The organism is Kineococcus aurantiacus, assembly GCF_013409345.1.
GTDB classification, from domain to species: domain Bacteria; phylum Actinomycetota; class Actinomycetes; order Actinomycetales; family Kineococcaceae; genus Kineococcus; species Kineococcus aurantiacus.
Genome location: NZ_JACCBB010000001.1, coordinates 744,934 through 767,193, shown reverse-complemented (window position 1 = coordinate 767,193; position 22,260 = coordinate 744,934). Strand labels below are relative to the sequence as shown.

The 22,260-nt window shown below is 74.3% G+C and carries 22 protein-coding genes and 4 tRNA genes; 18 read left to right on the top strand and 8 right to left on the bottom strand.

Going from position 1 to position 22,260, the window contains the following annotated elements; all coding sequences use genetic code 11:
- Window positions 1–141 precede the first annotated feature (141 nt).
- The 3 genes from BJ968_RS03695 to BJ968_RS03685 are packed head-to-tail and all read left to right on the top strand — an operon-like array spanning window position 142 to window position 2,989.
- The gene (locus BJ968_RS03695) at window positions 142–576 is read left to right on the top strand and encodes a universal stress protein (protein ID WP_179749314.1); all 435 of its coding nucleotides are present in this window, start codon (window positions 142–144) and stop codon (window positions 574–576) included.
- Entirely contained in the window at window positions 573–1,739 is a 1,167-nt protein-coding gene (gene dusB / locus BJ968_RS03690) for a tRNA dihydrouridine synthase DusB (protein ID WP_179749312.1), read from the top strand. Before BJ968_RS03695 ends, dusB begins: the two co-directional genes overlap by 4 nt.
- A complete protein-coding gene (locus BJ968_RS03685) occupies window positions 1,736–2,989 on the top strand; it encodes a deoxyguanosinetriphosphate triphosphohydrolase (protein WP_179749310.1) in 1,254 nt (417 codons plus the stop codon). The genes dusB and BJ968_RS03685 overlap by 4 nt, the downstream gene beginning before the upstream one ends.
- Window positions 2,990–3,004: 15 nt before the next feature.
- Here the strand turns inward: BJ968_RS03685 and BJ968_RS03680 are convergent, their stop codons facing one another.
- Both BJ968_RS03680 and BJ968_RS03675 read right to left on the bottom strand, forming a co-directional pair.
- Window positions 3,005–3,616: a CoA-binding protein gene (locus tag BJ968_RS03680; protein ID WP_343077792.1), complete on the bottom strand. Its 612-nt coding sequence runs from the start codon at window positions 3,614–3,616 to the stop codon at window positions 3,005–3,007.
- Window positions 3,613–4,932, bottom strand: coding sequence for an aminotransferase class V-fold PLP-dependent enzyme (locus BJ968_RS03675; protein WP_179749307.1), 1,320 nt, complete (start codon window positions 4,930–4,932; stop codon window positions 3,613–3,615). The genes BJ968_RS03680 and BJ968_RS03675 overlap by 4 nt, the downstream gene beginning before the upstream one ends.
- A gap of 51 nt (window positions 4,933–4,983) precedes the next feature.
- Here BJ968_RS03675 and dnaG point away from each other — a divergent pair, with 51 nt between their 5' ends.
- The 6 genes from dnaG to BJ968_RS03645 all read left to right on the top strand — a co-directional run bounded on the left by dnaG (window position 4,984) and on the right by BJ968_RS03645 (window position 9,270).
- Entirely contained in the window at window positions 4,984–6,888 is a 1,905-nt protein-coding gene (gene dnaG, locus BJ968_RS03670) for a DNA primase (RefSeq protein ID WP_179749305.1), read from the top strand.
- A 110-nt stretch (window positions 6,889–6,998) separates the two neighbouring features.
- Window positions 6,999–7,071, top strand: a tRNA-Asn gene (locus BJ968_RS03665).
- 100 nt (window positions 7,072–7,171) lie between these two features.
- Window positions 7,172–7,864 carry a HemK2/MTQ2 family protein methyltransferase gene (locus tag BJ968_RS03660; RefSeq protein ID WP_179749303.1) on the top strand — a complete coding sequence of 231 codons (693 nt, stop codon included), beginning with the start codon at window positions 7,172–7,174 and terminating at the stop codon, window positions 7,862–7,864.
- The gene (locus BJ968_RS03655; RefSeq protein WP_179749301.1) at window positions 7,854–8,129 is read left to right on the top strand and encodes a CDGSH iron-sulfur domain-containing protein; all 276 of its coding nucleotides are present in this window, start codon (window positions 7,854–7,856) and stop codon (window positions 8,127–8,129) included. Before BJ968_RS03660 ends, BJ968_RS03655 begins: the two co-directional genes overlap by 11 nt.
- Before the next feature lie 17 nt (window positions 8,130–8,146).
- Entirely contained in the window at window positions 8,147–9,142 is a 996-nt protein-coding gene (locus tag BJ968_RS03650) for an iron-containing redox enzyme family protein (RefSeq protein ID WP_179756155.1), read from the top strand.
- 54 nt (window positions 9,143–9,196) lie between these two features.
- A tRNA-Ile gene (locus BJ968_RS03645) sits at window positions 9,197–9,270 on the top strand.
- A 3-nt stretch (window positions 9,271–9,273) separates the two neighbouring features.
- On the opposite strand, the gene BJ968_RS03640 is transcribed toward BJ968_RS03645, so the two are convergent.
- The 4 genes from BJ968_RS03640 to BJ968_RS03625 all read right to left on the bottom strand — a co-directional run bounded on the left by BJ968_RS03640 (window position 9,274) and on the right by BJ968_RS03625 (window position 11,787).
- Window positions 9,274–9,438 (bottom strand): hypothetical protein, encoded by a 165-nt coding sequence (locus BJ968_RS03640; protein ID WP_179749299.1) that lies wholly within the window; start codon window positions 9,436–9,438, stop codon window positions 9,274–9,276.
- 124 nt (window positions 9,439–9,562) lie between these two features.
- A complete protein-coding gene (locus BJ968_RS03635; protein ID WP_179749297.1) occupies window positions 9,563–9,829 on the bottom strand; it encodes a thioredoxin domain-containing protein in 267 nt (88 codons plus the stop codon).
- A 34-nt stretch (window positions 9,830–9,863) separates the two neighbouring features.
- Complete coding sequence (locus BJ968_RS03630) at window positions 9,864–10,583, bottom strand: response regulator transcription factor (protein ID WP_343077790.1); 720 nt, start codon at window positions 10,581–10,583, stop codon at window positions 9,864–9,866.
- A gap of 1 nt (window position 10,584) precedes the next feature.
- Complete coding sequence (locus BJ968_RS03625) at window positions 10,585–11,787, bottom strand: sensor histidine kinase (RefSeq protein WP_343077789.1); 1,203 nt, start codon at window positions 11,785–11,787, stop codon at window positions 10,585–10,587.
- 160 nt (window positions 11,788–11,947) lie between these two features.
- Between BJ968_RS03625 and BJ968_RS03620 the strand changes: the two genes are divergently transcribed.
- The 6 genes from BJ968_RS03620 (at window position 11,948) to BJ968_RS03595 (ending at window position 16,893) form a co-directional block, all read left to right on the top strand.
- Complete coding sequence (locus tag BJ968_RS03620; protein ID WP_179749295.1) at window positions 11,948–13,000, top strand: 3-isopropylmalate dehydrogenase; 1,053 nt, start codon at window positions 11,948–11,950, stop codon at window positions 12,998–13,000.
- Between the two features lie 101 nt (window positions 13,001–13,101).
- Window positions 13,102–14,205, top strand: a complete 1,104-nt coding sequence (locus BJ968_RS03615; protein WP_179749293.1) for a branched-chain amino acid aminotransferase — start codon at window positions 13,102–13,104, stop codon at window positions 14,203–14,205.
- A gap of 49 nt (window positions 14,206–14,254) precedes the next feature.
- Window positions 14,255–15,052: a fumarylacetoacetate hydrolase family protein gene (locus tag BJ968_RS03610; protein WP_179749291.1), complete on the top strand. Its 798-nt coding sequence runs from the start codon at window positions 14,255–14,257 to the stop codon at window positions 15,050–15,052.
- Window positions 15,053–15,064: 12 nt separating this feature from the next.
- Window positions 15,065–16,582, top strand: a complete 1,518-nt coding sequence (gene gltX, locus BJ968_RS03605; protein ID WP_179749289.1) for a glutamate--tRNA ligase — start codon at window positions 15,065–15,067, stop codon at window positions 16,580–16,582.
- A gap of 147 nt (window positions 16,583–16,729) precedes the next feature.
- Window positions 16,730–16,801, top strand: a tRNA-Gln gene (locus tag BJ968_RS03600).
- A gap of 19 nt (window positions 16,802–16,820) precedes the next feature.
- Window positions 16,821–16,893 (top strand) — tRNA-Glu (locus tag BJ968_RS03595).
- 50 nt (window positions 16,894–16,943) lie between these two features.
- Here BJ968_RS03595 and BJ968_RS03590 read toward each other — a convergent pair.
- Window positions 16,944–17,660, bottom strand: coding sequence for an IclR family transcriptional regulator domain-containing protein (locus tag BJ968_RS03590; protein WP_179749287.1), 717 nt, complete (start codon window positions 17,658–17,660; stop codon window positions 16,944–16,946).
- Window positions 17,661–17,709: 49 nt separating this feature from the next.
- Here BJ968_RS03590 and leuC point away from each other — a divergent pair, with 49 nt between their 5' ends.
- From leuC to BJ968_RS03575, 3 genes are all read left to right on the top strand, one after another.
- The gene (leuC, locus tag BJ968_RS03585) at window positions 17,710–19,134 is read left to right on the top strand and encodes a 3-isopropylmalate dehydratase large subunit (protein WP_179749285.1); all 1,425 of its coding nucleotides are present in this window, start codon (window positions 17,710–17,712) and stop codon (window positions 19,132–19,134) included.
- Window positions 19,135–19,147: 13 nt separating this feature from the next.
- Window positions 19,148–19,753, top strand: coding sequence for a 3-isopropylmalate dehydratase small subunit (gene leuD, locus BJ968_RS03580; RefSeq protein ID WP_179749283.1), 606 nt, complete (start codon window positions 19,148–19,150; stop codon window positions 19,751–19,753).
- Window positions 19,754–20,084: 331 nt separating this feature from the next.
- Entirely contained in the window at window positions 20,085–20,639 is a 555-nt protein-coding gene (locus BJ968_RS03575) for an HU family DNA-binding protein (RefSeq protein ID WP_179749281.1), read from the top strand.
- Window positions 20,640–20,710: 71 nt separating this feature from the next.
- Here BJ968_RS03575 and BJ968_RS03570 read toward each other — a convergent pair whose 3' ends face one another.
- Window positions 20,711–22,240: a UDP-N-acetylglucosamine 1-carboxyvinyltransferase gene (locus tag BJ968_RS03570; protein WP_179756150.1), complete on the bottom strand. Its 1,530-nt coding sequence runs from the start codon at window positions 22,238–22,240 to the stop codon at window positions 20,711–20,713.
- Between the last annotated feature and the right edge of the window lie 20 nt (window positions 22,241–22,260).

Here is a 22,260-nt window from a genome sequence, read left to right as displayed (position 1 = left end):
CACGGTCGTCAGCCTCCTCGCCTCCGCCGGAACCGGACCGTCACGGTCTCGCAACACCCCGGACAAGCGCTTGCGCAAGCGCTTGTCGTGATTCTAGGGTCCACACCCGGAGCAGATCCACCGTCGCGAGGGAGCGTCCTGATGTGCGATCCGAGGCACCACCACCCGCAGCGCCCGGTCCAGCACCCCCTGGTGGTCGTCGGCTACGAACCGGGCGACGAGCACGCCGTCCTCGAGGCGCTCGCCCAGGCCCGGCTGCGCCGCGGCGCCCTGACCGTCGTGGCCGCCGCGCCGCTGCCCGACGGCCTGCTGCTGCGCTGCCGCACCGCGCTGGGCGGTCTCGACGTGCGGCTGCCGCCGGAGGGCGCCGACCTCACCGAGGCCCTGCTCGACCTCGCCGAGCGCGAGCGCGCCGCGCTGCTCGTCGTGGGCCTGGCCCGCCGCGGCGTCGACGACCTCCTGGGCGGCCGCGCCCGCCTCGTCGTCCTCGACGCCCCCTGCCCCGTGCTGTCCGTGCCCGAGCCCGGCGGCGCCGGCCGCCCGGCACCCGCCGAAGCGGTCACAATGGGGGCGTGAGTGCACCCACGCTGACCGCCGCCCGGCCGCTGAGGATCGGCCCGCTCGTCTCCTCGACGCCCGTCGTCCTGGCGCCGATGGCCGGGATCACCAACTCCGCGTACCGCCGGCTGTGCCGCGAGCAGGGTGAGGGCTTCTACGTCAGCGAGATGATCACCTCGCGCGCCCTCGTCGAGCGCACCCCCGAGACCATGCGGCTCATCACCTTCGAACCCGACGAGTCCCCGCGCAGCCTGCAGCTCTACGGCGTCGACCCGCTCACCGTCGCCAAGGCCGTCGAGATGATCGTCGCCGAGGACCTCGCCGACCACGTCGACCTCAACTTCGGCTGCCCCGTCCCCAAGGTCACCCGCAAGGGCGGCGGGTCGGCGCTGCCGTGGAAGGCCGGGCTGTTCCGCGACATCGTCCGCGGCGCCGTGCGGGAGGCCGCCAAGGGCGGCGTCCCGCTGACCGTGAAGATGCGCAAGGGCATCGACGACGACCACCTGACCTACCTGCAGGCCGGCAAGGCCGCCGAGGAGGAGGGCGTCGCGGCCGTCGCGCTGCACGGCCGGACGGCCTCCCAGCACTACTCCGGCACGGCCGACTGGGACGCCATCGCGCGGCTGCGCGACACCGTCACCACGATCCCCGTCCTGGGCAACGGCGACGTCTGGAGCGCCGAGGACGCCCTGGAGATGGTGCGGCGCACCGGGGTCGACGGGGTGGTCGTGGGCCGCGGCTGCCTGGGCCGGCCCTGGCTGTTCGCCGACCTCGAAGCCGGTTTCGCGGGCCGCCCCGAGCGCGTCAAGCCGGGGCTGCGGGAGGTGACCCGCGTGCTGCGCCGGCACGCCGAGCTGCTGTGCGACTTCTACGAGGACGAGCTGCGCGGCTGCCGGGACATCCGCAAGCACGTCTCCTGGTACTTCAAGGGCTACGCCGTCGGCGGGGACATGCGCGCCAAGCTCGGTCTCGTCGACACCCTCGACGCCCTCGACGAGCTCATCGCCGACCTCGACCTCGACCAGCCCTACCCGGGGGAGGCCGCCGAGGGGGCCCGGGGCCGCGCCGGGTCGCCGCAGGCGAAGGTCGCCCTGCCCGAGGGCTGGCTCGAGAGCCAGGAGCTGACCGGCGTCGCCGCCGAGATGATCCGCCAGGCCGAGCTGTCGGTGTCCGGCGGATGAGCGGCGACGGCCCGGGCTACGCGGCGGCCGACGTCGCGCGCTGGGCGCCCGAACCGCCCAAGACGCACGCCCGCAGCGCGTTCATGCGCGACCGCGCCCGCGTCCTGCACTCCTCGGCGCTGCGGCGGCTGGCGGCCAAGACGCAGGTCGTCGGGCCGGGCACCGACGACTTCGTCCGCAACCGGCTGACCCACTCCCTCGAGGTCGCCCAGGTCGGCCGCGAGCTGGGCGCCGCGCTCGGCTGCGACCCCGACGTCGTCGACACCGCGTGCCTGGCGCACGACCTGGGGCACCCGCCGTTCGGGCACAACGGTGAGCGGGCGCTCGCCGAGGCCGCGGCGCACGTCGGCGGGTTCGAGGGCAACGCGCAGACGCTGCGGATCCTGACCCGGCTGGAACCGAAGTCGGTCGCCGCCGACGGCTCACCCGTCGGGCTGAACCTGACCCGCGCCAGCCTGGACGCCGCCACGAAGTACCCGTGGCTGCACGGCAAGGCGCCGCGCGCCACGTCCAAGTTCGGCGCCTACGCCGACGACGCCGACGTCTTCGCGTGGCTGCGCGACGGGGCCCCGGAGAACCGCCCGTGCGTCGAGGCGCAGGTCATGGACTTCGCCGACGACGTCGCGTACTCGGTCCACGACGTCGAGGACGCCGTCGTCGCGGGGCACGTGCGGCTGGACTGGTTGCAGCGGGCCGAGATCCGCGCCCGCGTGGCCGCCCAGGTCCGCGACTGGTACGTCGCTGACGCCTCCGACGAGGCCGTCGACGCCGCGCTGTGGCGGCTGTCCTCGTCCCGGTTCTGGGCCGCGGAGCAGCCGGGGGAGGTGTTCGGCGGCCGCCGCCACCTGGCGGCGCTGAAGGACATGACGTCCCAGCTCATCGGCCGGTTCGCCAACGCCGCCGAGCACGCGACCCGCGCGCGCCACGGCGACGGCCGGCTGACCCGGTACGCCGCCGACGTGGTGGTGCCCGAGGAGACGGCCCTGGAGGTCGCGGTGCTCAAGGGCGTCGCGGCGACGTTCGTCATGAGCGCCCAGGAGCGGCAGCCGTTCTACGCCCGCCAGCGCGAGCTGCTGCACGAGCTCGTGGCCGCCCTCGTCGAGCAGGGCCCGGACGTCCTGGAGCCGCCGTTCCGCGAGGACCACCACGACGCCGTCGACGACGCCGCCCGCCTGCGGGTCGTGGTGGACCAGGTGGCGTCGCTGACGGACGTGTCGGCGCTGGCCTGGCACGACCGGCTCACGGCCTGAGCCCGGGGCCGGGCCTCAGCGGGCCCGGCGCCGGGAGGAGATCACGCCCGTGTCGAAACCGGCCAGGTGCAGCCCGCCGTGGAAGCGGGCGTGCTCGATCTTCAGGCAGCGGTTCATGACGACCGTCACCCCGTGCTCGGCCCCGCGCCGGGCCACGGCCTCGTCGGCCAGGCCCAGCTGCATCCACATCACCGGCGAGCCGACGGCGATGACGTCGTCGAGGACGGCGTCCAGCTCGCTGGGGCGGCGGAACACGTCGACGAGGTCGGGGACCCCGGGCAGTGCCTCCAACGACGGGTAGCTGGGCCGGCCCAGAACCTCGGTCTCGTTGGGGTTGACGAACCACAGCTCGAAGTCGGAGTCGGCCAGCAGGTACGTCTCGACGAAGTACGAGGCGCGCGAGGGCTTGTTCGAGGCGCCCAGGATCGCGACGGTCTTCGTGCGGCGCAGGATCCGCAGCCGCTCACCGGCGCTGGGCGCGGTCCAGGACCCCGACGACCCCGACGCGGCGGGGGCGTCCTTGGAGCCGGTCGCGGCGGCGGCGTCGGCCGCGGCCTCCCGCAGGGCCTGCGGGGCGGCGACGCTGCCGGTGTCGAGGCTCGCGTCGGGGAGGTGCTGCTCGGTCACCGGTTCTCCTTCACGGCGGCGGACAGGGCCTGGTCCAGGTCCCACAGGACGTCCTCGACGTCCTCCAGACCCACGCTGATCCGGATGAGGTCCTCCGGCACCCCGGCCGAGGTCAGCTGCTCGGCCGACAGCTGCTGGTGCGTCGTGGAGGCCGGGTGCAGGACGAGCGTGCGGGCGTCGCCGATGTTCGCCAGGTGCGAGCAGAGCTGGACGCTGTCGATGAACCGCTCCCCGGCCGCGCGGCCGCCGACGACGCCGAAGGAGAACACCGCGCCGGGACCTTCGGGCAGGTACTTCTCCGCGCGCGCGTGGTGCGGGTGCGAGGGCAGCCCGGAGTAGCGCACCCAGGACACCCGCTCGTCGGCCTCCAGCCAGGCGGCGACCCTGCGGGCGTTGGCGACGTGCTCGCGCATCCGCTGCGGCAGCGTCTCGACGCCCATGAGCAGCAGGAACGCCGAGTGCGGCGACAGCGTCGCGCCGATGTCGCGCAGCTGCTCGCTGCGCAGCTTGGTGAGGAACCCGTACTCGGCGAAGTTCCCCCACCACGACAGCCCCCCGTAGGAGGCGACCGGTTCGGTCATCGCGGGGAACTTGCCGTTGTCCCACGGGAAGGTGCCGGCGTCGACGACGACGCCGCCCAGCGTCGTGCCGTGGCCGCCGAGGAACTTCGTCGCGGAGTGGATGACGATGTCCGCGCCGTGCTCGATGGGCCGGCACAGGTACGGGGTGGCCGTCGTGGCGTCGACGACGAGCGGGATCCCGGCCTCGTGGGCGACGTCGGCCAGCGCCCGGACGTCGGCGACCACCGTGGAGGGGTTGGCGACCAGCTCGGTGAAGACGAACCGCGTGCGGTCGGTGATGGCCGCGCGCACGGTCTCCGGCTCGGGGTCGACGAACACCGTGTCGACGCCGAAGCGGCGCAGCGTGACGTCGAGCTGGGTGACCGTCCCGCCGTAGAGGTTGTTCGAGGCGACGACGTGGTCCCCGGCGCCGGCCAGTGCGGCGAAGGTGAGGAACTCCGCGGACTGCCCGCTGGCGCAGGCCAGGGCCCCCAGACCGCCCTCGAGGGAGGCGACCCGCTCCTCCAGGGCGGCGACGGTGGGGTTGGAGATGCGCGAGTAGATGTTGCCGTACTTCTGCAGCGCGAAGAGGTTCGCGGCGTCGGCGGCGTCCTCGAAGACGAAGCTGGTCGTCTGGAAGATCGGGACCGCCCGCGCGCCCGTCGTCGGCTCCGGGACGGCCCCGGCGTGGACGGCGCGGGTGCGGAAGCCCCAGCTGCGGTCGGTGCTGCGCTCGCTGCTCTGCTCACTGCTCACGGGGCGATCCTGCCACCCGTCCGTGTCGGGCCCGGCGCCTACACTCCCCCCGTGGCCGGGCGCATCCATCCAGACGATCTGCTGACGGTCAAGGAGCGGGTGCGGCTCGACGAGGTCGTCGGGGAGCAGGTCACCCTCCGCTCGGGCGGCGTGGGCTCCTTCAAGGGCCTGTGCCCCTTCCACGACGAGCGCACGCCCAGCTTCACCGTCCGCCCCGCGACCGGTCGCTGGCGCTGCTTCGGCTGCGGGGAGTCCGGCGACGCCATCGAGTTCGTCATGAAGATCGACGGCCTGGGCTTCGCCGACGCCGTCGAGCGCCTGGCCCAGCGCGCCGGGGTCCAGCTGCGCTACGTCGACGACGGCGGCCGCACCGCCCAGCGCCCCGCGGGCACCGCCGGCCAGCGCCAGCGGCTGCTGGCCATGCACCAGGTCGCCGAGGAGTTCTACGCCCGCCAGCTGGAGGCCGACGGGCCGGCCGAGACCGCGCGGGCCTTCCTGGCCGCCCGCGGCTTCAGCCGCGAGGACGCCGCGCGCTTCGGGGTGGGTTTCGCCCCGGGCACCGGCGACGCGCTGCTGCGGCAGTTGCGCGCCAAGGGGTACGGCGAGGAGGAGCTGGTCACCTCCGGCCTGGCCGGGCAGGGCCAGCGCGGGCTGTACGACCGGTTCCGGGGCCGCCTCGTCTGGCCGATCCGCGACGTGTCCGGGCACACCGTCGCCTTCGGCGCGCGCCGGCTGTTCGACGACGACCGCATCGAGGCCAAGTACCTGAACTCGCCCGAGACGCCGGTCTACAAGAAGTCGCAGGCCCTGTACGGGCTGGACCTGGCCAAGCGGGAGATCGCCCGCACCAAGCGCGTCGTCGTCGTCGAGGGCTACACCGACGTCATGGCCTGCCACCTGTCCGGGGTCGGGACGGCCGTGGCGACGTGCGGGACGGCCTTCGGGGAGGACCACGCGCGGATCGTCCAGCGGATGCTGGGGGAGGCCGACGCCTCGGCCGAGGTCGTCTTCACCTTCGACGGCGACGCCGCCGGGCAGAAGGCCGCCATGAAGGCCTACGAGCTGGACCAGCGCTTCAGCGCCCAGACGTACGTCGCGGTCGCCCCCGGCGGGCAGGACCCGTGCGAGCTGCGCCTGTCGGCGGGGGAGACGGCGGTGGCCCAGCTCGTGGAGGGCCGGGTGCCGCTGTTCGAGTTCGCCATCCGCTCCACCATCGAGAGGTTCGACCTGGACTCCGAGGGCGGCCGGCTGGCGGCGCTGGACGCGGCCGCGCCCATCGTCGGGGCGATCCGCGACCGGGGCCTGCAGCAGCGCTACGCCATCAACCTGGACCGCTGGACGGGGTTCCTCGACGAGCGCTTCGTGCTGGACCGGGTGCGCCGCAGCGCCCAGGGCGGCTCCGGCGGCACCCCGCACCCGCGGGGACCGGCCCCGCGGGGTGCGGCCCAGCCGGCGCCGTCCCCGCGCCCGGCCGTGGACCTGTCCGACCCGGTGGCCCAGCTGGAGCGGCAGGTGCTGGCCTGCGCCCTGCAGGCGCCGTGGTCGGTGGCGGAGGTCTTCGACGCGCTGGGGGCCGACGCCTTCGGCGCCCCTGGCCACCGCGCCGTCCACGACGCGGTGGTGGCCGCCGGGGGGCCCGTGGAGGCGCCGCAGGGGCCGGCGTGGCTGGCCGCGGTCCTGGAGTACTCCGCGGGCCCGGTCGCGGCCCTGGTGGACGAGCTCGCGGCCAGCGACCTGCCCGTCTCCAGCGAGGAGGAGCTGGAGCGCTGGGCGCGTTCCCTGGTGGCCGCCCTCGCCGGGCAGGCCGCGACCCGCGCCGTCGCCGACGCCCGCCGCACCCTGATGCGGCTGGACCCCTCGGCGCAGGCCGCGGAGTACCAGGCGGCCTCAGCCGAGCTGTTCCGGCTGGAGCAGGCGCGCCGGACGTGGCAGGAACGGGCGCAGGGCGGGGCCTGAGCCCCGGTGCGCCCATGGGCGGTGGCACGGGGCGGTGGCACGGAGCGGCCCGGGGGGCTGGTACGGTTGGAGAGTCGTCACGGCGGGTCAACCACCGCGACGAGAAGTGGTCCCGCATAGCTCAATTGGCAGAGCAGCCGGCTGTTAACCGGCAGGTTGTTGGTTCGAGTCCAACTGCGGGAGCAGACGACGAGGGGCGCACCGGCTGGTGCGCCCCTCGTGCTTTCCGCCCCCGTCACCGTTTCCGCGCGCGCGTCGGCCGTGCCCGGCACACGATGAGTCAGTGCTCCTGCGCCTGCCCGGTACCTACCCCGCTCAAGGGGACACCCGCCTGCTGACCGACACCCTCGCCCGCCTCGGGTACGCCCGCGGCCGCTCGGTCCTCGACGTGTGCACCGGCGGTGGGGCGGTGGCGCTGGCCGCGGTCCGGGCCGGGGCCCGCAGGGTGACGGCCGTCGACCTGTCCCACCGCGCCGTGCTGACCGCGCGGGCCAACGCGCTGCTGGCCCGCGCCCGCGTGCGCGTGTGGCGCGGGGACCTGTTCGAGCCGGTCCAGGACGAGCGCTTCGACCTGGTCCTGGCCAACCCGCCCTACGTGCCGGCCGAGACCGACCGCCTGCCGCGGCACCACCCCGGCCGGTCCTGGGACGCCGGTGTCGACGGCCGTGCCCTGCTGGACCGGATCTGCGCCGGGGCGCACCGGGTGCTGGTCCCCGGGGGGCGGCTGCTGCTGGTGCAGTCCACGCTGTCCGGCGAGGAGGCGACGCTGAGCCACCTGCGGTCCCGCGGCATGACCGCGGCCGTGGCGGCCCGGGCCCCGGAGCCGTTCGGGCCCGTGATGAGCGCCCGCGCGGAGCTGCTGCGGTCCCGGGGGCTGCTGCGGGCCGATCAGGAGCACGAGGAGCTGGTCGTGGTCGAGGCCCGGCTGCCCGTCCCCAGCGGTGCGGCGGCGCGGGGGTTCGGTCGTGTCGTCTGAGCCCGTGCACCCCGAGCGCCCCGACGAGCCCGCCCAGCGGCTCGTCGTCACCGGCGACGGCCCCTACCTGGTGGAGGGGCCGCTGGAGGTCGTGCTGCCCGACGGCCGCCGTGTCGTCTCCGAGCGGCCTGTGACCGCGGTGTGCGCGTGCCGCCGCAGCCAGATCTTCCCCTGGTGCGACACCAGCCACCGCCGGCGCCGCCGCCCCGCCCCCTCGCCCAGCCCCTCGTCCAGCCCCGCGTCCAGCCCGGAGGAGACCCCGTGACCGACACCCTCGCCGACGTGCTGCCCCTGAGCGCGGACGGCCCCGCCCTGCCCCGGCCGCGCGGCCCCCTCAGCGCCGCGGTGCTGACGCGCCTGCGCGGCGGCGCGCTGCCCGCCGTGGACGTCGCGGGCGCCGACCCCTGGGGCGAGGACCTGCAGCTGGCGCTGTACACCTGCTACGAGCTGCACTACCGGGGTTTCGCGGGGGTCGAGGACGACCTGGAGTGGGACCCCGCCCTGCTGGCGCTGCGGGGGGAGCTGGAGGCGCCGTTCCTGGCCGCGCTCCGGTCGGTCGTCGCCGGCGGTGACGACCTGGACGGCGAGGTGGCGAACCTGCTGGTCGCCGACGACGGCGCCGGGGGCGTCTCGCACCACCTGCGCGAGCAGGGGGAGCGGTGGCAGTTCCGCGAGTACATCGCGCTGCGCTCGGTCTACCACCTCAAGGAGGCCGACCCGCAGGCCTGGGTCATCCCGCGCCTGGACGGGGCCGCCAAGGCGGCGCTGGTCACCGTCGAGCACGACGAGTACGGCGCGGGCCGCGGTGAACGCATGCACGCCAGGCTGTTCGCCGACATGATGCTCGAGCTCGGGCTCACCGACGCCTACGGCGCCTACCTCGACCAGGCGCCCGCGGCCGTCCTCGCCGAGGTGAACCTCATGTCGCTGTTCGGGCTGCACCGCAGCCTGCGCGGGGCGCTGGTCGGTCAGTTCGCCGTCGTGGAGCTGACGTCCTCGCCGGGGTCGAAGCGGCTCGTCGACGCCGCGCAGCGGCTGGGCTGCGGGCCGGCCACCGAGCACTTCTACGCCGAGCACGTCGAGGCCGACGCCGTGCACGAGCAGGTGGTGCGGCACGGGATCATCGCGCCGCTGGTGGCGCAGGACCCGGCGATGGCCGCCGACGTCGTCTTCGGCGTCCAGGCGGCGCTCGCGCTCGACGAACGGCTCGGGCAGCACCTGCTGGCCTCGTGGGCGCAGGGCCGGTCGGCCCTCGTCGGGGCTCCGCCGGCGGCCTGACCGGGGGCCCCGGGCGGGTACCCTCGGCGCTGCGGGGGGACCGTCCCGCGCAGCGGGGCGGTAGCTCAGTCGGTCAGAGCAGGGGACTCATAATCCCTCGGTCGTGGGTTCGAGCCCCACCCGCCCCACCGTCAGTGCGACGCCCTGGCCCGCAGCACGTTCAGCATCCGGCCGCGCGGGGTGCGGGGACGGGTGGGCAGCACCGCGACCGAGGCGTTGGCACGACGGGGCGCGTCGGCCGGGCGCGGGGCGCCGTGGTCGGCGAGGCGGTCGTTCGGGGCGAGTGCTGCGGCCATCGGGGGAGAACCTCTCGGGTGGTGCGCTGGGTGCGGCGGAGCCGGTGGGTGACGTGTAGGAGGTCGGGCGGCGGGGGCCGTGACGACAGCGCCTGTCCGGGTGACCCCCGCGTGCCGCAGCGCGTCAGCGCCCCAGCGCCAGGCCCATCGCCGCCAGCACCTGCGGCAGCCGCGGGGCACCGGCCGCGCGGAACACCTCGCGGCCGGCGTCGTCGCGCACGATGACGGTCGGGGTGCTGGTGATCCGTTCCGCCGCAGCGCGTTCGACGTCGTCGGCGACGTCGGTCTCACGGACCCGCGCGGCCGGGACCAGGCGCGCCGCCTCCTGCACGACGCGGCGCGCGGTGCGGCACGGGGCGCAGAAGGCGGACGTGTACAGCTCCAGGGTCACGTGGGGGGAACGCCCCGCGGGCCCGGGCCCTTCCCTACCGCGCGTCGCGCAGCACCTCACCGGGCTGGACGAGCCCGGCGGAGAACGCGAGCACGACGGCCTGGACGCGGTCGCGCGAGCGGGTCTTGGCCAGCACCCGCCCGACGTGGGTCTTCACGGTGGCCTCGGAGACGACGAACCGCTCGGCGATCTCGCCGTTGGTCAGGCCGTGCGCCATGCACTCCAGGACCTCCAGCTCGCGCGGGGTGAGGTCGGTGGGCAGGCCCTGCGGGGCGTTCGCGGGCGTGGCCGCCCCGGCGCGCAGCAGCGGGCCGACGTGCTGCAGGAGCCGGCGGGTGGAACTGGCCGCGATGACGGCGTCGCCGGAGTGGACCGTGCGGATCGCGGTGAGCAGCTCCTCCGGCGGCGCGTCCTTGAGCAGGAAACCGCTGGCCCCGGCGCCGATCGCGGACACCACGTACTCGTCGAGGTCGAAGGTCGTGAGCACGACGACCTTGGGGGCCGCCTCGCCGAGGGAGGTGGTGAGCCGCCGCGTCGCCTCGATGCCGTCCAGGCCCGGCATGCGGACGTCCATGAGGACGACGTCGGCGGGGGTCGCCGTCACGACCCGCACGGCGTCGGCGCCGTCGGAGGCCTCGGCCACGACCGTGAGGTCCGGCTGGGAGTCGATGACCATCCGGAAACCGGCCCGGACGAGCTGCTGGTCGTCGGCGAGGACCACGCGGATCCCCTTCTCGCTCACGTTCTCGCTCACGTCAGGAACTGTAGGGAAGCGTCGCGCGCACGGAGAAACCCCCGCCGGGGCGCGGCCCGGTGGTCACCGAGCCGCCGTGCAGCCGCGCCCGCTCGGCCATGCCCACCAGTCCCTGCCCGCCCGGGCTCGGCTCGACCATCGACGCCGCGCCGCGGCCGTCGTCCTCGACGCTGAGCCGCAGCGCGTCGGGGTCCCAGCGCACCAGCACCTGCGCGCGGGCGCGGGGCCCGGCGTGCTTGAGGACGTTCGTCAGCGACTCCTGCACGATCCGGTAGGCGGCCAGGCCGATGGCCGGCGGCAGTGGCCGGGCCCGGCCGCTCACCTCGGCGTCGACCTCCAGGCCGCTGGCCCGGACCTGCTCGACGAGGTCGCCGATCCGGCCGGCGTCCGGCTGCGGGGCGCGCTCGTCGCCGGGGCCCTGGCGCAGCACGCCGAGCAGGTTCCGCATGTCCGCCAGGGCCTGCCGGCCGGTGCCGGAGATCGTCTCCAGGACCTGCACGGCGACCGCCGGGTCGGCCGTCGCGGCGTACCGGCCCCCGTCGGCCTGGGCGATGATCACCGACAGGGAGTGCGCCACGACGTCGTGCACCTCCCGGGCGATGCGCTGGCGCTCGGCCGTCGCCGCCAGCCGCGACTCGTTCTCCCGCTCGTTCTCCAGCAGCCGCGCGCGCTCGACGAGGGCGGTCTCGTTCTGCCGCTGCGCGCGCCGCAGGCTGCCCAGGGACCAGCTGGCCAGGACGGAGAAGCCGATGAGGGCCGAGAGCAGGACGACGACCCCGAGGCCGCTGGGGAAGTAGCGCACGGCGCAGACCACCGCCCCGGCCAGGCCCAGCAGCAGCCCCCCGCGCGAGGCCCACGGCCTGGCGTACCCGGCCAGGGCGTACACCGACGCCAGGACGGCGACGTTGCCGTAGGACGGCACGGGCAGGGCGAGCTGGGCGAGGCCGAAGCAGGCGACGAGGCCACCGCTGACCTCGGGGAACCGGCGCCGCACGGCCAGCGGCAGGGTCATGCCCAGCGCGACGAGGCCGGCGAGGAACCCGCTGGTGACGGTGAGGCTGCCCAGCCAGGTGACCGCGGCCAGGGCGAGCGCCAGGAGCGCGTCGATGAGGACGCCGTTGGCCCGCGTCCAGGCCACGACGCGGTCGAAGACGTTCCGCCCGGCGTCCCGCCCCGCGCGCTCCCCGACGTCCAGCCCTCGCACCCGCCCAGCCTAGGAGGCGCCCGGGGTGCCGTCGTCGGCCCGCGGGACGACTCCCCGGGTCAGACCCGGGGGGACGGGGACCCGTCGTGCGGTCCGGATGCTGAGACCGGGTGACCGCATGTTGGACACCCCGTCGCCACGGTCCAGTACCCTCGCGCGCATGGCGGACACCTTGCGACTGGCAGTCATCCCCGGCGACGGCATCGGCCAGGAGGTGACGGCCGAGGCGCTGAAGGTCCTGACCGCGGTGCTCGGCGCGCAGGGCGAGCAGGTCGCGACCACCGAGTACGACCTCGGGGCCCGCCTCTACCACCGGACGGGGGAGACGCTGCCCGACAGCGTCCTGGAGGAGGTCCGCGGGCACGACGCGATCCTGCTCGGCGCGGTCGGGGACCCCAGCGTGCCCAGCGGCGTCCTCGAGCGCGGGCTGCTGCTGAAGCTGCGCTTCGCCCTGGACCACTACGTGAACCTGCGGCCCTCCAAGCTGTACCCGGGGGTCGCCACGCCGCTGGGCCAGCCCGGCGAGATCGACTTCGTCGTCGTGCGCGAGGGCACCGAGGGGCCCTACGTCGGCAACGGCGGTGCCCTGCGCGTGGGGACCCCGCACGAGATCGCCACCGAGGTCAGCGTCAACACCGCGTTCGGCGTCGAGCGCGTCGTGCGCGACGCCTTCGCCCGCGCCGCCGCCCGCCCGCGCCGGAAGCTGACCCTGGTGCACAAGCACAACGTGCTCGTGCACGCCGGGCACCTGTGGCGCCGCACGGTCGAGGCCGTGCACGCCGAGTTCCCCGACGTGAGCGTCGACTACCTGCACGTCGACGCCGCGACGATCTTCCTGGTCACCGACCCCGCGCGCTTCGACGTGATCGTCACCGACAACCTCTTCGGCGACATCCTCACCGACCTGGCCGCGGCCGTGACCGGCGGCATCGGCCTGGCCGCCTCCGGCAACGTCAACCCCGACCGGACCGCGCCGAGCATGTTCGAGCCCGTCCACGGCTCGGCCCCCGACATCGCCGGGCAGCAGCTGGCCGACCCGACGGCCGCGGTCCTGTCGGTCTCGCTGATGCTGGAGCACCTGGGCCGCACCGGGGCCGCCGCCCGCGTCGACGCCGCCGTCACCGCCGACCTGGCCCGCCGCGCCGCCGGGGAGGTCGGCGGCCGCTCCACGGCCGCCGTCGGGGACGCGCTGGCCGCCGCCGCCGTCGCCTGACGGCGGGGTACCGTCGGACCACCGCCGCACCGCGCCGAACCGCGCAGAACACCGCCGAAGACCGCCCACCGCACCACCGGCCAGATCCCGAGGAGCCCTCCATGACCGCCACGCCGACCGCTGGGTTGACGTTCCCCGTCACGCCGTCGGCCGTGCCGGTCTCCGAGGAGTGCCGGGCCGAGATCCTGGCCGCCCCCGGGTTCGGCAAGCACTTCACCGACCACATGGCGGTGGCGACGTGGACGGTCGACGCCGGCTGGCACGACGCGGCCGTCGTCCCCTACGGGCCGCTGCAGCTGGACCCGGCCGCGGCCGTCCTGCACTACGCGCAGGAGGTCTTCGAGGGGCTGAAGGCCTACCGGCACGCCGACGGGTCGGTCTGGACGTTCCGCCCCGAGGCCAACGCGGCCCGGATGGCGCGCTCGGCCCGGCGCCTGGCCCTGCCCGAGGTCGACGAGGCGACGTTCCTGGAGGCGATCACCCAGCTCATCCGCGCCGACGAGGCGTGGGTGCCGACCGGGGGCGAGAGCTCGCTGTACCTGCGCCCGTTCATGGTCGCCACCGAGGCGTTCCTGGGGGTCCGCGCCGCGCGCGAGGTGAAGTTCCTCGTCATCGCCTCCCCGGCGGGCTCGTACTTCCCCGGCGGGGTGAAACCCGTCTCGATCTGGCTGTCGCAGAACTACACCCGCGCGGCCTTCGGCGGCACCGGATCGGCCAAGTGCGGGGGCAACTACGCCGCCAGCCTGGTCGCCCAGACCGAGGCCGCCGAGCACGGTTGCGACCAGGTCTGCTTCCTCGACGCCGGCGAGCGCAAGTACGTCGAGGAGCTCGGCGGGATGAACCTCTACTTCGTCCACGACGACGGCTCGATCGTCACCCCCGAGCTGACCGGCACCATCCTCGAGGGCATCACGCGCGACTCGATCGTGCAGCTGGCCAAGGACCTCGGGCACGAGGTGAGCGAGCGCCGCGTCAGCATCGACGAGTGGCGCGAGGGCGTCGCCTCCGGGCGCATCACCGAGGTCTTCGCCTGCGGGACGGCCGCCGCGGTGACCCCCGTCGGCAGGCTCGTCTCCGCCGACGGGGAACTGGTGCACGGCGGCGGGGCCGCCGGCGAGGTCACGATGGCGATCCGCGGCAAGCTGCTGGACCTGCAGTACGGCCGCGCCGAGGACACCCACGGCTGGCTGCGCCGGATCGTCTGAGCCGGTCCCCGCGGGACGGGCGGGGTCACGCGCTCACTAGGGTGAGCGCATGCGCATCGCCAGGTTCACGTCCGGTGGCTCCGACCCGCGGTTCGGCGTCGTGGAGGGCGCACCGGGCGAGGAGGAGATCCTCGTCGTCACCGGCGACCCGCTGTTCACCCCGCTGAACCCGACCGGTGAGCGCGTGCCGCTCGTCGACGCCCGCCTCCTGGCGCCCGTCATCCCGCGCTCGAAGGTCCTGGGCATCGGCCGCAACTACGCCGCGCACGCGGCGGAGCTGGGCAACGAGGTCCCCGACGAGCCCCTCGTGTTCACGGTGCCGAACACCTCCGTCGCCGGCCCGGGGGACCCGCTGGTCATCCCGGCCTGGGCGGGGGAGGAGCTGCACTACGAGGGCGAGCTGGCGATCGTCATCCGGCGCATCTGCAAGGACGTCCCCGAGGAGCGCGTCGAGGAGGTCGTGTACGGGTACACGATCGCCAACGACATCACCGCCCGGGCGCTGCAGCAGAGCGACAAGCAGTGGTGGCGGGCCAAGGGGGCCGACGGGTTCACCCCGCTGGGGCCGTGGATCGAGACCGAGCTGGACCCCTCGGACGTGCGGATCGAGACGCGGCGGGTGACCGGCGACGACGTCGAGGTCGTCCAGGACGGCCGGACCTCGCTCATGATCCACGACGTCCCCTCCATCGTGGCCCACGTCTCCTCGGCCATGACCCTGCTGCCCGGGGACGTCATCATGACCGGCACCCCGGCGGGCGTGGGTCCCGTGCGCCCGGGCCAGCGCGTGGAGGTGGAGGTCGAGGGCATCGGCGTCCTGTCCACGCCGTTCACCGCACCCGAATAGGCTGGGCGGGCCATGACTGAGATCCCCGCGCCCGCCCCGTCCGACCCGGCCGCCGCCCCCTCGCCGGTCCGCGTCCGCTTCTGCCCCTCGCCGACCGGGACCCCGCACGTCGGGCTCATCCGGACCGCGCTGTTCAACTGGGCGTACGCCCGGCACACGGGCGGCAAGCTCGTGTTCCGCATCGAGGACACCGACGCGGCGCGCGACTCCGAGGAGAGCTACGCCCAGATCCTCGACGCCCTGGGCTGGCTCGGCCTGGACTGGGACGAGGGGATCGGCGTCGGCGGCCCGCACGAGCCGTACCGGCAGTCCCAGCGCCGTGCGCTGTACGACGACGTGGTGCAGCGGCTGCTGGCCGCCGGGCACCTGTACGAGTCGTTCTCCACGGCCGAGGAGATCGAGGCCCGGCACGAGGCCGCGGGCCGTCCCAAGGTCCTGGGCTACGACGGCTTCGACCGGGACCTGACCCCCGAGCAGGTCGCCGCGTTCAAGGCCGAGGGCCGTCAGCCCACGCTGCGGCTGCGGCTGCCCGAGGGGCGCGACTACTCCTTCGACGACCTGGTGCGCGGGCGCATCGAGTTCAAGGCCGGTTCCTTCCCCGACCCGGTCCTGGTGCGCGCCAACGGCGACCCGCTGTACACGCTCGTCAACCCCGTCGACGACGCGCTGATGGGGATCACCCACGTCCTGCGCGGGGAGGACCTGCTGTCCTCCACGCCGCGGCAGGTCGCGCTGTACGAGGCGCTGGTCGACATCGGCGTGGCGCAGGCCGTCCCGCGCTTCGGCCACCTGCCCTACGTCATGGGGGAGGGCAACAAGAAGCTGTCCAAGCGCGACCCCGAGTCGAACCTGTTCCACCACCGCGACCGGGGGTTCATCCGCGAGGGGCTGCTGAACTACCTGGCCCTGCTGGGCTGGGGGATCGCCGACGACCGCGACCTGTTCAGCGTCGAGGAGATGGTCGCGGCGTTCGACGTGGCGGACGTCAACGCCTCGCCGGCGCGGTTCGACGTCGCCAAGGCCGAGGCGATCAACGCCGCGCACCTGCGCCTGCTGGCCCCGGAGGACTTCCGCGCCCGGCTCGTGCCGTACCTGCAGGCGGGGGGCGTGCTGCCCGCCGAGCCGGACGCCGGCCAGCTCGACCGGCTGGCCGCGGCGGCCCCGCTGGTGCAGGAGCGCATGACCCTGCTCGGGCAGGCCCCGGGGATGCTGGGCTTCCTCTTCGCCGCCGACGAGGACGTGGTGCTGGAGGAGGACGCCCTCAAGGCGCTGCGCCCGGAGGCGGCCGACGTCCTGGACGCCTCGCTCGCGGCGCTGCAGGCCCTGCCGGCGTGGACCACCGCGGACCTGGAGGCGGCCCTGCGCGCGGCCGTCGTGGACGGTCTGGGGGTCAAGCCGAAGTTCGCCTTCGCGCCGCTGCGGACGGCCGTCACGGGCCGGCGCGTCTCGCCGCCGCTGTTCGAGTCGATGGAGATCCTGGGCCGGGAGTCCTCGCTGGCGCGGCTGCGCCGCCTGCGCGCGACCCTCTGACGGTGCCCGCGGTCACGTCGCCCCACGGGGCGACGTGACCGCCCGCGCGGCCTCAGGTCCGCGGCCGGGGAGCCGATTTGGGAAGCAGGCGCGGCACCCGTTAGAGTTCATCTCGTTCGGGCGGTCCGCCGGCCGGGCAAGTCACCATGGGGTATGGTGTAATTGGCAGCACGACTGATTCTGGTTCAGTTAGTCTAGGTTCGAGTCCTGGTACCCCAGCGCTTGTACTGCAAGCTAGGGCCCCGTTGTGTAGCGGCCTAGCACGCCGCCCTCTCACGGCGGTAGCGCGGGTTCGAATCCCGTCGGGGCTACAGACGAGGCCCCCGGTCACCTGACCGGGGGCCTCTTCCTTTGCCCGCCCTCAGGTCGCCGGGGTCAGGGCCGCGCTGAAGGCCGCCGCCGTCGACAGCACCGCGTCGGCGTGCCGGCGCCCCGGGTGCCGCCCGAAGCGCTCGGCGGGGCCGGACACCGACACCGCCGCCAGGACGCGCCCGGACGGGCCGCGCACGGGGGCGCTCACCGAGGCCACGCCCGCCTCCCGCTCACCGCTGGAGTGGGCCCAGCCGCGCCGCCGCACCCCCGACAGGACGCCGGCGTCGAAGCGGGAGCCGATGAGCTCCACCGACAGCCGCTCCGGGTCGTCCCAGGCGAGCAGGACCTGCGCGGCCGACCCGGCGTGCATGGTCATGGACGAGCCGACGGGGACGGTGTCGCGCAGCCCGTGCAGCCGCTCGGCGGCGGCGATGCAGACGCGGTGCTCGCCGTGCCGGCGGTACAGCTGCGCGCTCTCGCCCGTGGCGTCGCGCAGCGCCGTCAGCAGGGGTCCGGCGACGGCCACGAGGCGGTCCTCGCCCGCGGCGGCCGCGAGCTCGGCGTGCCGGGCGCCGAGCACGAACCGGCCCCGCAGGTCCCGGCTGACGAGCCGGTGGTGCTCCAGGGCGACCGCGAGGCGGTGGGCCGTGGGGCGGGCCAGGCCCGTGGTCGTCACCAGCTGGGCCAGGCTCGCGGGCCCGGCCTCGAGGGCGTCCAGGACCAGCACGGCCTTGTCCAGGACGCCGACTCCGCTACTCTTGTCCACGAAGCGATACTGGCGTCTCAAATCGTGAGACGCAAGAGGGGAGCCGAGCATGGGCCGCACGCTGGCGCAGAAGGTCTGGGACGACCACGTCGTCCGGCGGGGTGAGGACGGGGAACCGGACCTGCTCTACATCGACCTGCACCTCGTCCACGAGGTGACGAGCCCGCAGGCCTTCGACGGGCTGCGGATGGCCGGGCGCCCCGTGCGCCGGCTCGACCTCACCATCGCGACCGAGGACCACAACACCCCCACCGCGGACATCGACCGGCCCCTGTCGCTGCTGGAGGACAAGACCTCCGCCAAGCAGCTGCAGACGCTGCGTGAGAACTGCACCGAGTTCGGTGTCCGCCTGCACCCCCTCGGCGACGCCGAGCAGGGCATCGTGCACGTCGTGGGCCCCCAGCTCGGGCTGACCCAGCCGGGCATGACGGTCGTGTGCGGGGACTCCCACACCTCCACCCACGGCGCCTTCGGCTCCCTGGGCATGGGCATCGGCACCAGCGAGGTCGAGCACGTCATGGCGACCCAGACCCTGCCGCTCAAACCCTTCAAGACCATGGCGATCACCGTGGACGGGCAGCTCAAGCCCGGCACCACCGCCAAGGACATCATCCTCGCCGTGATCGCCGAGATCGGCACCGGCGGCGGCCAGGGCTACGTCCTGGAGTACCGCGGGGAGGCCATCCGCAGCCTGTCGATGGAGGGCCGGATGACGATCTGCAACATGTCGATCGAAGCCGGTGCCCGCGCGGGCATGGTCGCCCCCGACGACACCACGTTCGAGTACCTCAAGGGCCGCCCGCACGCCCCGCAGGGCGAGGACTGGGACGCCGCCGTGGCCTACTGGCGCACCCTGGCCTCCGACGACGACGCCGAGTTCGACGCCGAGGTCGTCCTCGACGGCGCCTCGCTCGAACCCTTCGTCACCTGGGGCACCAACCCCGGCCAGGGCGTCCCGCTGTCGGGCTCGGTGCCCGTGCCCGAGCGGATCGGCGACGACGGGGTCCGCCAGGGCGTCGAGCGCGCCCTGGAGTACATGGGCCTGGAGGGCGGCACGAGGATGCGCGACATCGCCGTGGACACCGTGTTCCTCGGCTCGTGCACCAACAGCCGCATCGAGGACCTGCGCGCCGCCGCGGACGTCGTGCGCGGGCGCAGGAAGGCCGACTCGGTCCGCATGATGGTCGTCCCCGGGTCGGCCAAGGTCCGGCTGCAGGCCGAGGCCGAGGGCCTGGACACCGTCTTCAAGGAGTTCGGCGCCGACTGGCGGTTCGCGGGGTGCTCCATGTGCCTGGGCATGAACCCCGACCAGCTCGCGCCGGGGGAGCGCTGCGCCTCCACCTCCAACCGCAACTTCGAGGGCCGGCAGGGCAAGGGGGGCCGCACGCACCTGGTCTCCCCGCTCGTCGCGGCCGCCACGGCCGTGCGCGGGACGCTCAGTTCCCCCGCCGACCTCGAACCCGTGAACGCCTGAGAGGGGACCGACCGTGGAGAAGTTCACCGTCCACCGCGGTGTCGGCGTGCCGTTGCGCCGCACCGACGTCGACACCGACCAGATCATCCCCGCCGTCTACCTCAAGCGGGTCACCAAGACCGGCTTCGAGGACGCGCTGTTCGCCGGCTGGCGCAACGACCCGGGCTTCGTGCTGAACCAGGAGCCCTACCGGCCCGGGTCCGTCCTCGTGGCGGGCCGGGACTTCGGCACCGGCTCCAGCCGTGAGCACGCCGTGTGGGCGCTGCGCGACTACGGGTTCCGGGCCGTCCTGGCGCCCCGTTTCGCCGACATCTTCCGCGGCAACTCCGGCAAGCAGGGGCTGCTGGCGGCCGTCGTCGAGCAGAGCGACATCGACCTCATCTGGAAGGCGCTGGAGGCGCACCCCGGCACCGAGGTGACGGTCGACCTCGTCGAGCGAGTCGTCCAGGTCGACGACTTCACCGCACCCTTCGAGGTCGACGACTACGTCCGCTGGCGGCTCATGGAGGGGCTGGACGACATCAGCCTCACCCTGCGCCACGCCGACGCCATCGCCGACTTCGAGGCGCGCCGGCCCTCGTTCAAGCCGACGACGACCCCGCTGGCCCCCACCGCCTGAGGCTCCCGCGACGGCCCCGGTACCCGCTGCCCCGCAGCGGGACCGGGGCCGTCGTGCGTCCGGGTGCGTTGCGGCGCAACGCTTCCGGCGCTGGTGTGCCGCGGCCGCGGGCAGCGGCGGGGGCCCGCCGGAAGGCCCTGCGGCGCAAGCCGACGACGGCCGCCGGCGACGAGGTGTGCTGCGCCGCAACGACTCGCCGCCACGCAGGTGGTGGACTCCGGTGATCGACGGTCGTACCGTTTCCCCGTCGGGCTCCTGCTCGGCCCTGCGCGACCCGTTGCGCGAGGAGATGTTCGGTCCGCACGACGTCCGGTACCCAGGAGGAGCCCCCGTGAACAAGGCAGAGATGGTCGAGGCGCTCGAAGCGCAGCTCGGCGGTCGCAAGCAGGCGGTGACCGCCGTCGAGGCGATCGTCGAGCTCATCACCCTGACCGTCGCCAAGGGTGACAAGGTCGCCATCAGCGGCTTCGGCACGTTCGAGAAGCAGGCCCGCAACGCCCGCACCGGCCGCAACCCGCGCACCGGCGAAGCGGTGAAGATCAAGAAGACGTCCGTGCCGCGCTTCCGCCCCGGCACGGCCTTCAAGGAGGTCGTCTCCGACACCAAGGCGCTGCGGGCGTTCCAGGCCGCGGCCAAGGAGCGGGCGGGCTCGACCGGCGCCGCGCCGGCGACCGCGTCGACGGCCACCGCCAAGAAGACCACCGCGACGGCGAAGAAGGCCGCCCCCGCGACCCGCACCGCCGCCCCGGCCGCCCGCACCGCGACCGCGGCCAAGAAGACCGCGCCGGCCGCCCGCACGGCCACCACGGCCAAGAAGGCCGCCCCGGCCAAGACCGCCCCGGCCAAGACCGCGGCGACCACCCGCCGGGTCGCCAAGAAGGCCTGAGGTTCCGCACGACGACGGCCCCCGTCCCCGCTCGCGCGGGGACGGGGGCCGTCGTCGTGGGTGGAGCGGGGTCAGTCCTTGAACGTCTCGATCTGCGCGCCCAGGGGCGTCAGGCGCTCGGCGAGCTGCTCGTACCCGCGGGCGATGATGTCGACGTTGCGCAGCACCGACGTGCCCTTGGCCGCGAGCATCGCCAGCAGCACCACGACGGCCGGGCGCAGCGCCGGCGGGCACAGCACCTCCGCGCCGGACCAGCGCGTGGGCCCCTCGACCAGCACCCGGTGGGGGTCGAGGAGCTTGACGCGCGCGCCCAGGCGGTTCAGCTCGGTCAGGTAGATCGCCCGGTTGTCGTAGACCCAGTCGTGGACCGTGGTCGAACCCTCCGCGCTCGCCGCGATGACGGCGAAGAACGGCAGGTTGTCGATGTTCAGCCCCGGGAACGGCATCGGGTGGATCTTGTCGATGGGGGCCTTGAGCTCGGAGGGGTGGACCGTGATGTCGACCAGCCGGGTGCGGCCGTTGGCCGCGGTGTACTCCGGCGACAGGTCGTACTTCAGGCCCATCTCCTCCAGGATCGCCAGCTCGATCTCGAGGAACTCGATCGGGGCGCGCGTCACGGTGAGCTCGGAGTGGGTGATGATCGCCGCGGTCAGCAGGCTCATGGCCTCGACCGGGTCCTCCGAGGGGGCGTAGTCGACGTCGACGGAGATGTCCGGGACGCCGTGCACCACCAGGGTCGTCGTGCCGATGCCCTCGATGCGGACCCCGAGCAGCTCCAGGAAGAAGCACAGGTCCTGGACCATGTAGTTGGGGCTGGCGTTGCGGATCGTCGTGACGCCGTCCATGCGGGCCGCGGCCATGAGGGCGTTCTCGGTGACGGTGTCCCCGCGCTCGGTCAGCACGATCGGGCGCTGCGGGCTCACCGAGCGGTCCACGCTCGCGTGGTAGAAGCCCGTGGTCGCGGTGACCTGCAGCCCGAAGGGGCGCAGGGCGACCATGTGCGGTTCCACGGTGCGGGTGCCGAGGTCGCAGCCGCCGGCGTAGGGGAGGGCGAACTCCTCGTACCGGTGCAGCAGCGGGCCCAGCATCATGATGATCGAGCGCGTGCGGCGGGCGGTCTCGCCGTCCATCGCGTCCAGGTCGAGGTCGTTCGGCACGTCGAGGACGAGGTCGGCCTCGTTGATCCACTCGTACTGCACGCCGATGCTGCCCAGGACGTCGAGGATGCGGTGGATCTCGAGGATGCGGGCCACGCCCCGCAGCGTCGTGCGGCCCTTGTTCAGCAGCGCGGCGCACAGCAGGGCCACGCCGGCGTTCTTGCTGGACTTGACCGCGATGCTGCCGGACAGCTTGACGCCGCCGTGCACGCGCAGGTGGGTCGGGCCGGGGCGGCCGATGGAGACGATGTCGTCCTGCAGGGCGTGCCCGACGCGCTGCAGCATGTCGATCGACACGTTCTGCTGCCCCTGCTCCATGCGGTGCACTGCGCTCTGGGACGTGCCCAGCCGCTCCGCGAGCTGGACCTGGGTGAGGCCGCGGTGCTTGCGGGCGTCGCGGATGAGGGCGCCGATCTGCGACAAGTGGTCGCCGGTCGGCGTCATCTGCTCGGTGGAGACTGCCA

Coding starts and splice junctions, on each gene's coding strand:
- gltX (WP_179749289.1), top strand. CDS start 15,065: ATGACTGAGATCCCCGCGCCCGCCCCGTCCGACCCGGCCGCCGCCCCC.
- BJ968_RS03620 (WP_179749295.1), top strand. CDS start 11,948: ATGGCGGACACCTTGCGACTGGCAGTCATCCCCGGCGACGGCATCGGC.
- BJ968_RS03615 (WP_179749293.1), top strand. CDS start 13,102: ATGACCGCCACGCCGACCGCTGGGTTGACGTTCCCCGTCACGCCGTCG.
- BJ968_RS03695 (WP_179749314.1), top strand. CDS start 142: ATGTGCGATCCGAGGCACCACCACCCGCAGCGCCCGGTCCAGCACCCC.
- BJ968_RS03610 (WP_179749291.1), top strand. CDS start 14,255: ATGCGCATCGCCAGGTTCACGTCCGGTGGCTCCGACCCGCGGTTCGGC.
- leuC (WP_179749285.1), top strand. CDS start 17,710: ATGGGCCGCACGCTGGCGCAGAAGGTCTGGGACGACCACGTCGTCCGG.
- BJ968_RS03570 (WP_179756150.1), bottom strand. CDS start 22,240: ATGACGCCGACCGGCGACCACTTGTCGCAGATCGGCGCCCTCATCCGC.
- BJ968_RS03685 (WP_179749310.1), top strand. CDS start 1,736: ATGAGCGGCGACGGCCCGGGCTACGCGGCGGCCGACGTCGCGCGCTGG.
- BJ968_RS03640 (WP_179749299.1), bottom strand. CDS start 9,438: ATGGCCGCAGCACTCGCCCCGAACGACCGCCTCGCCGACCACGGCGCC.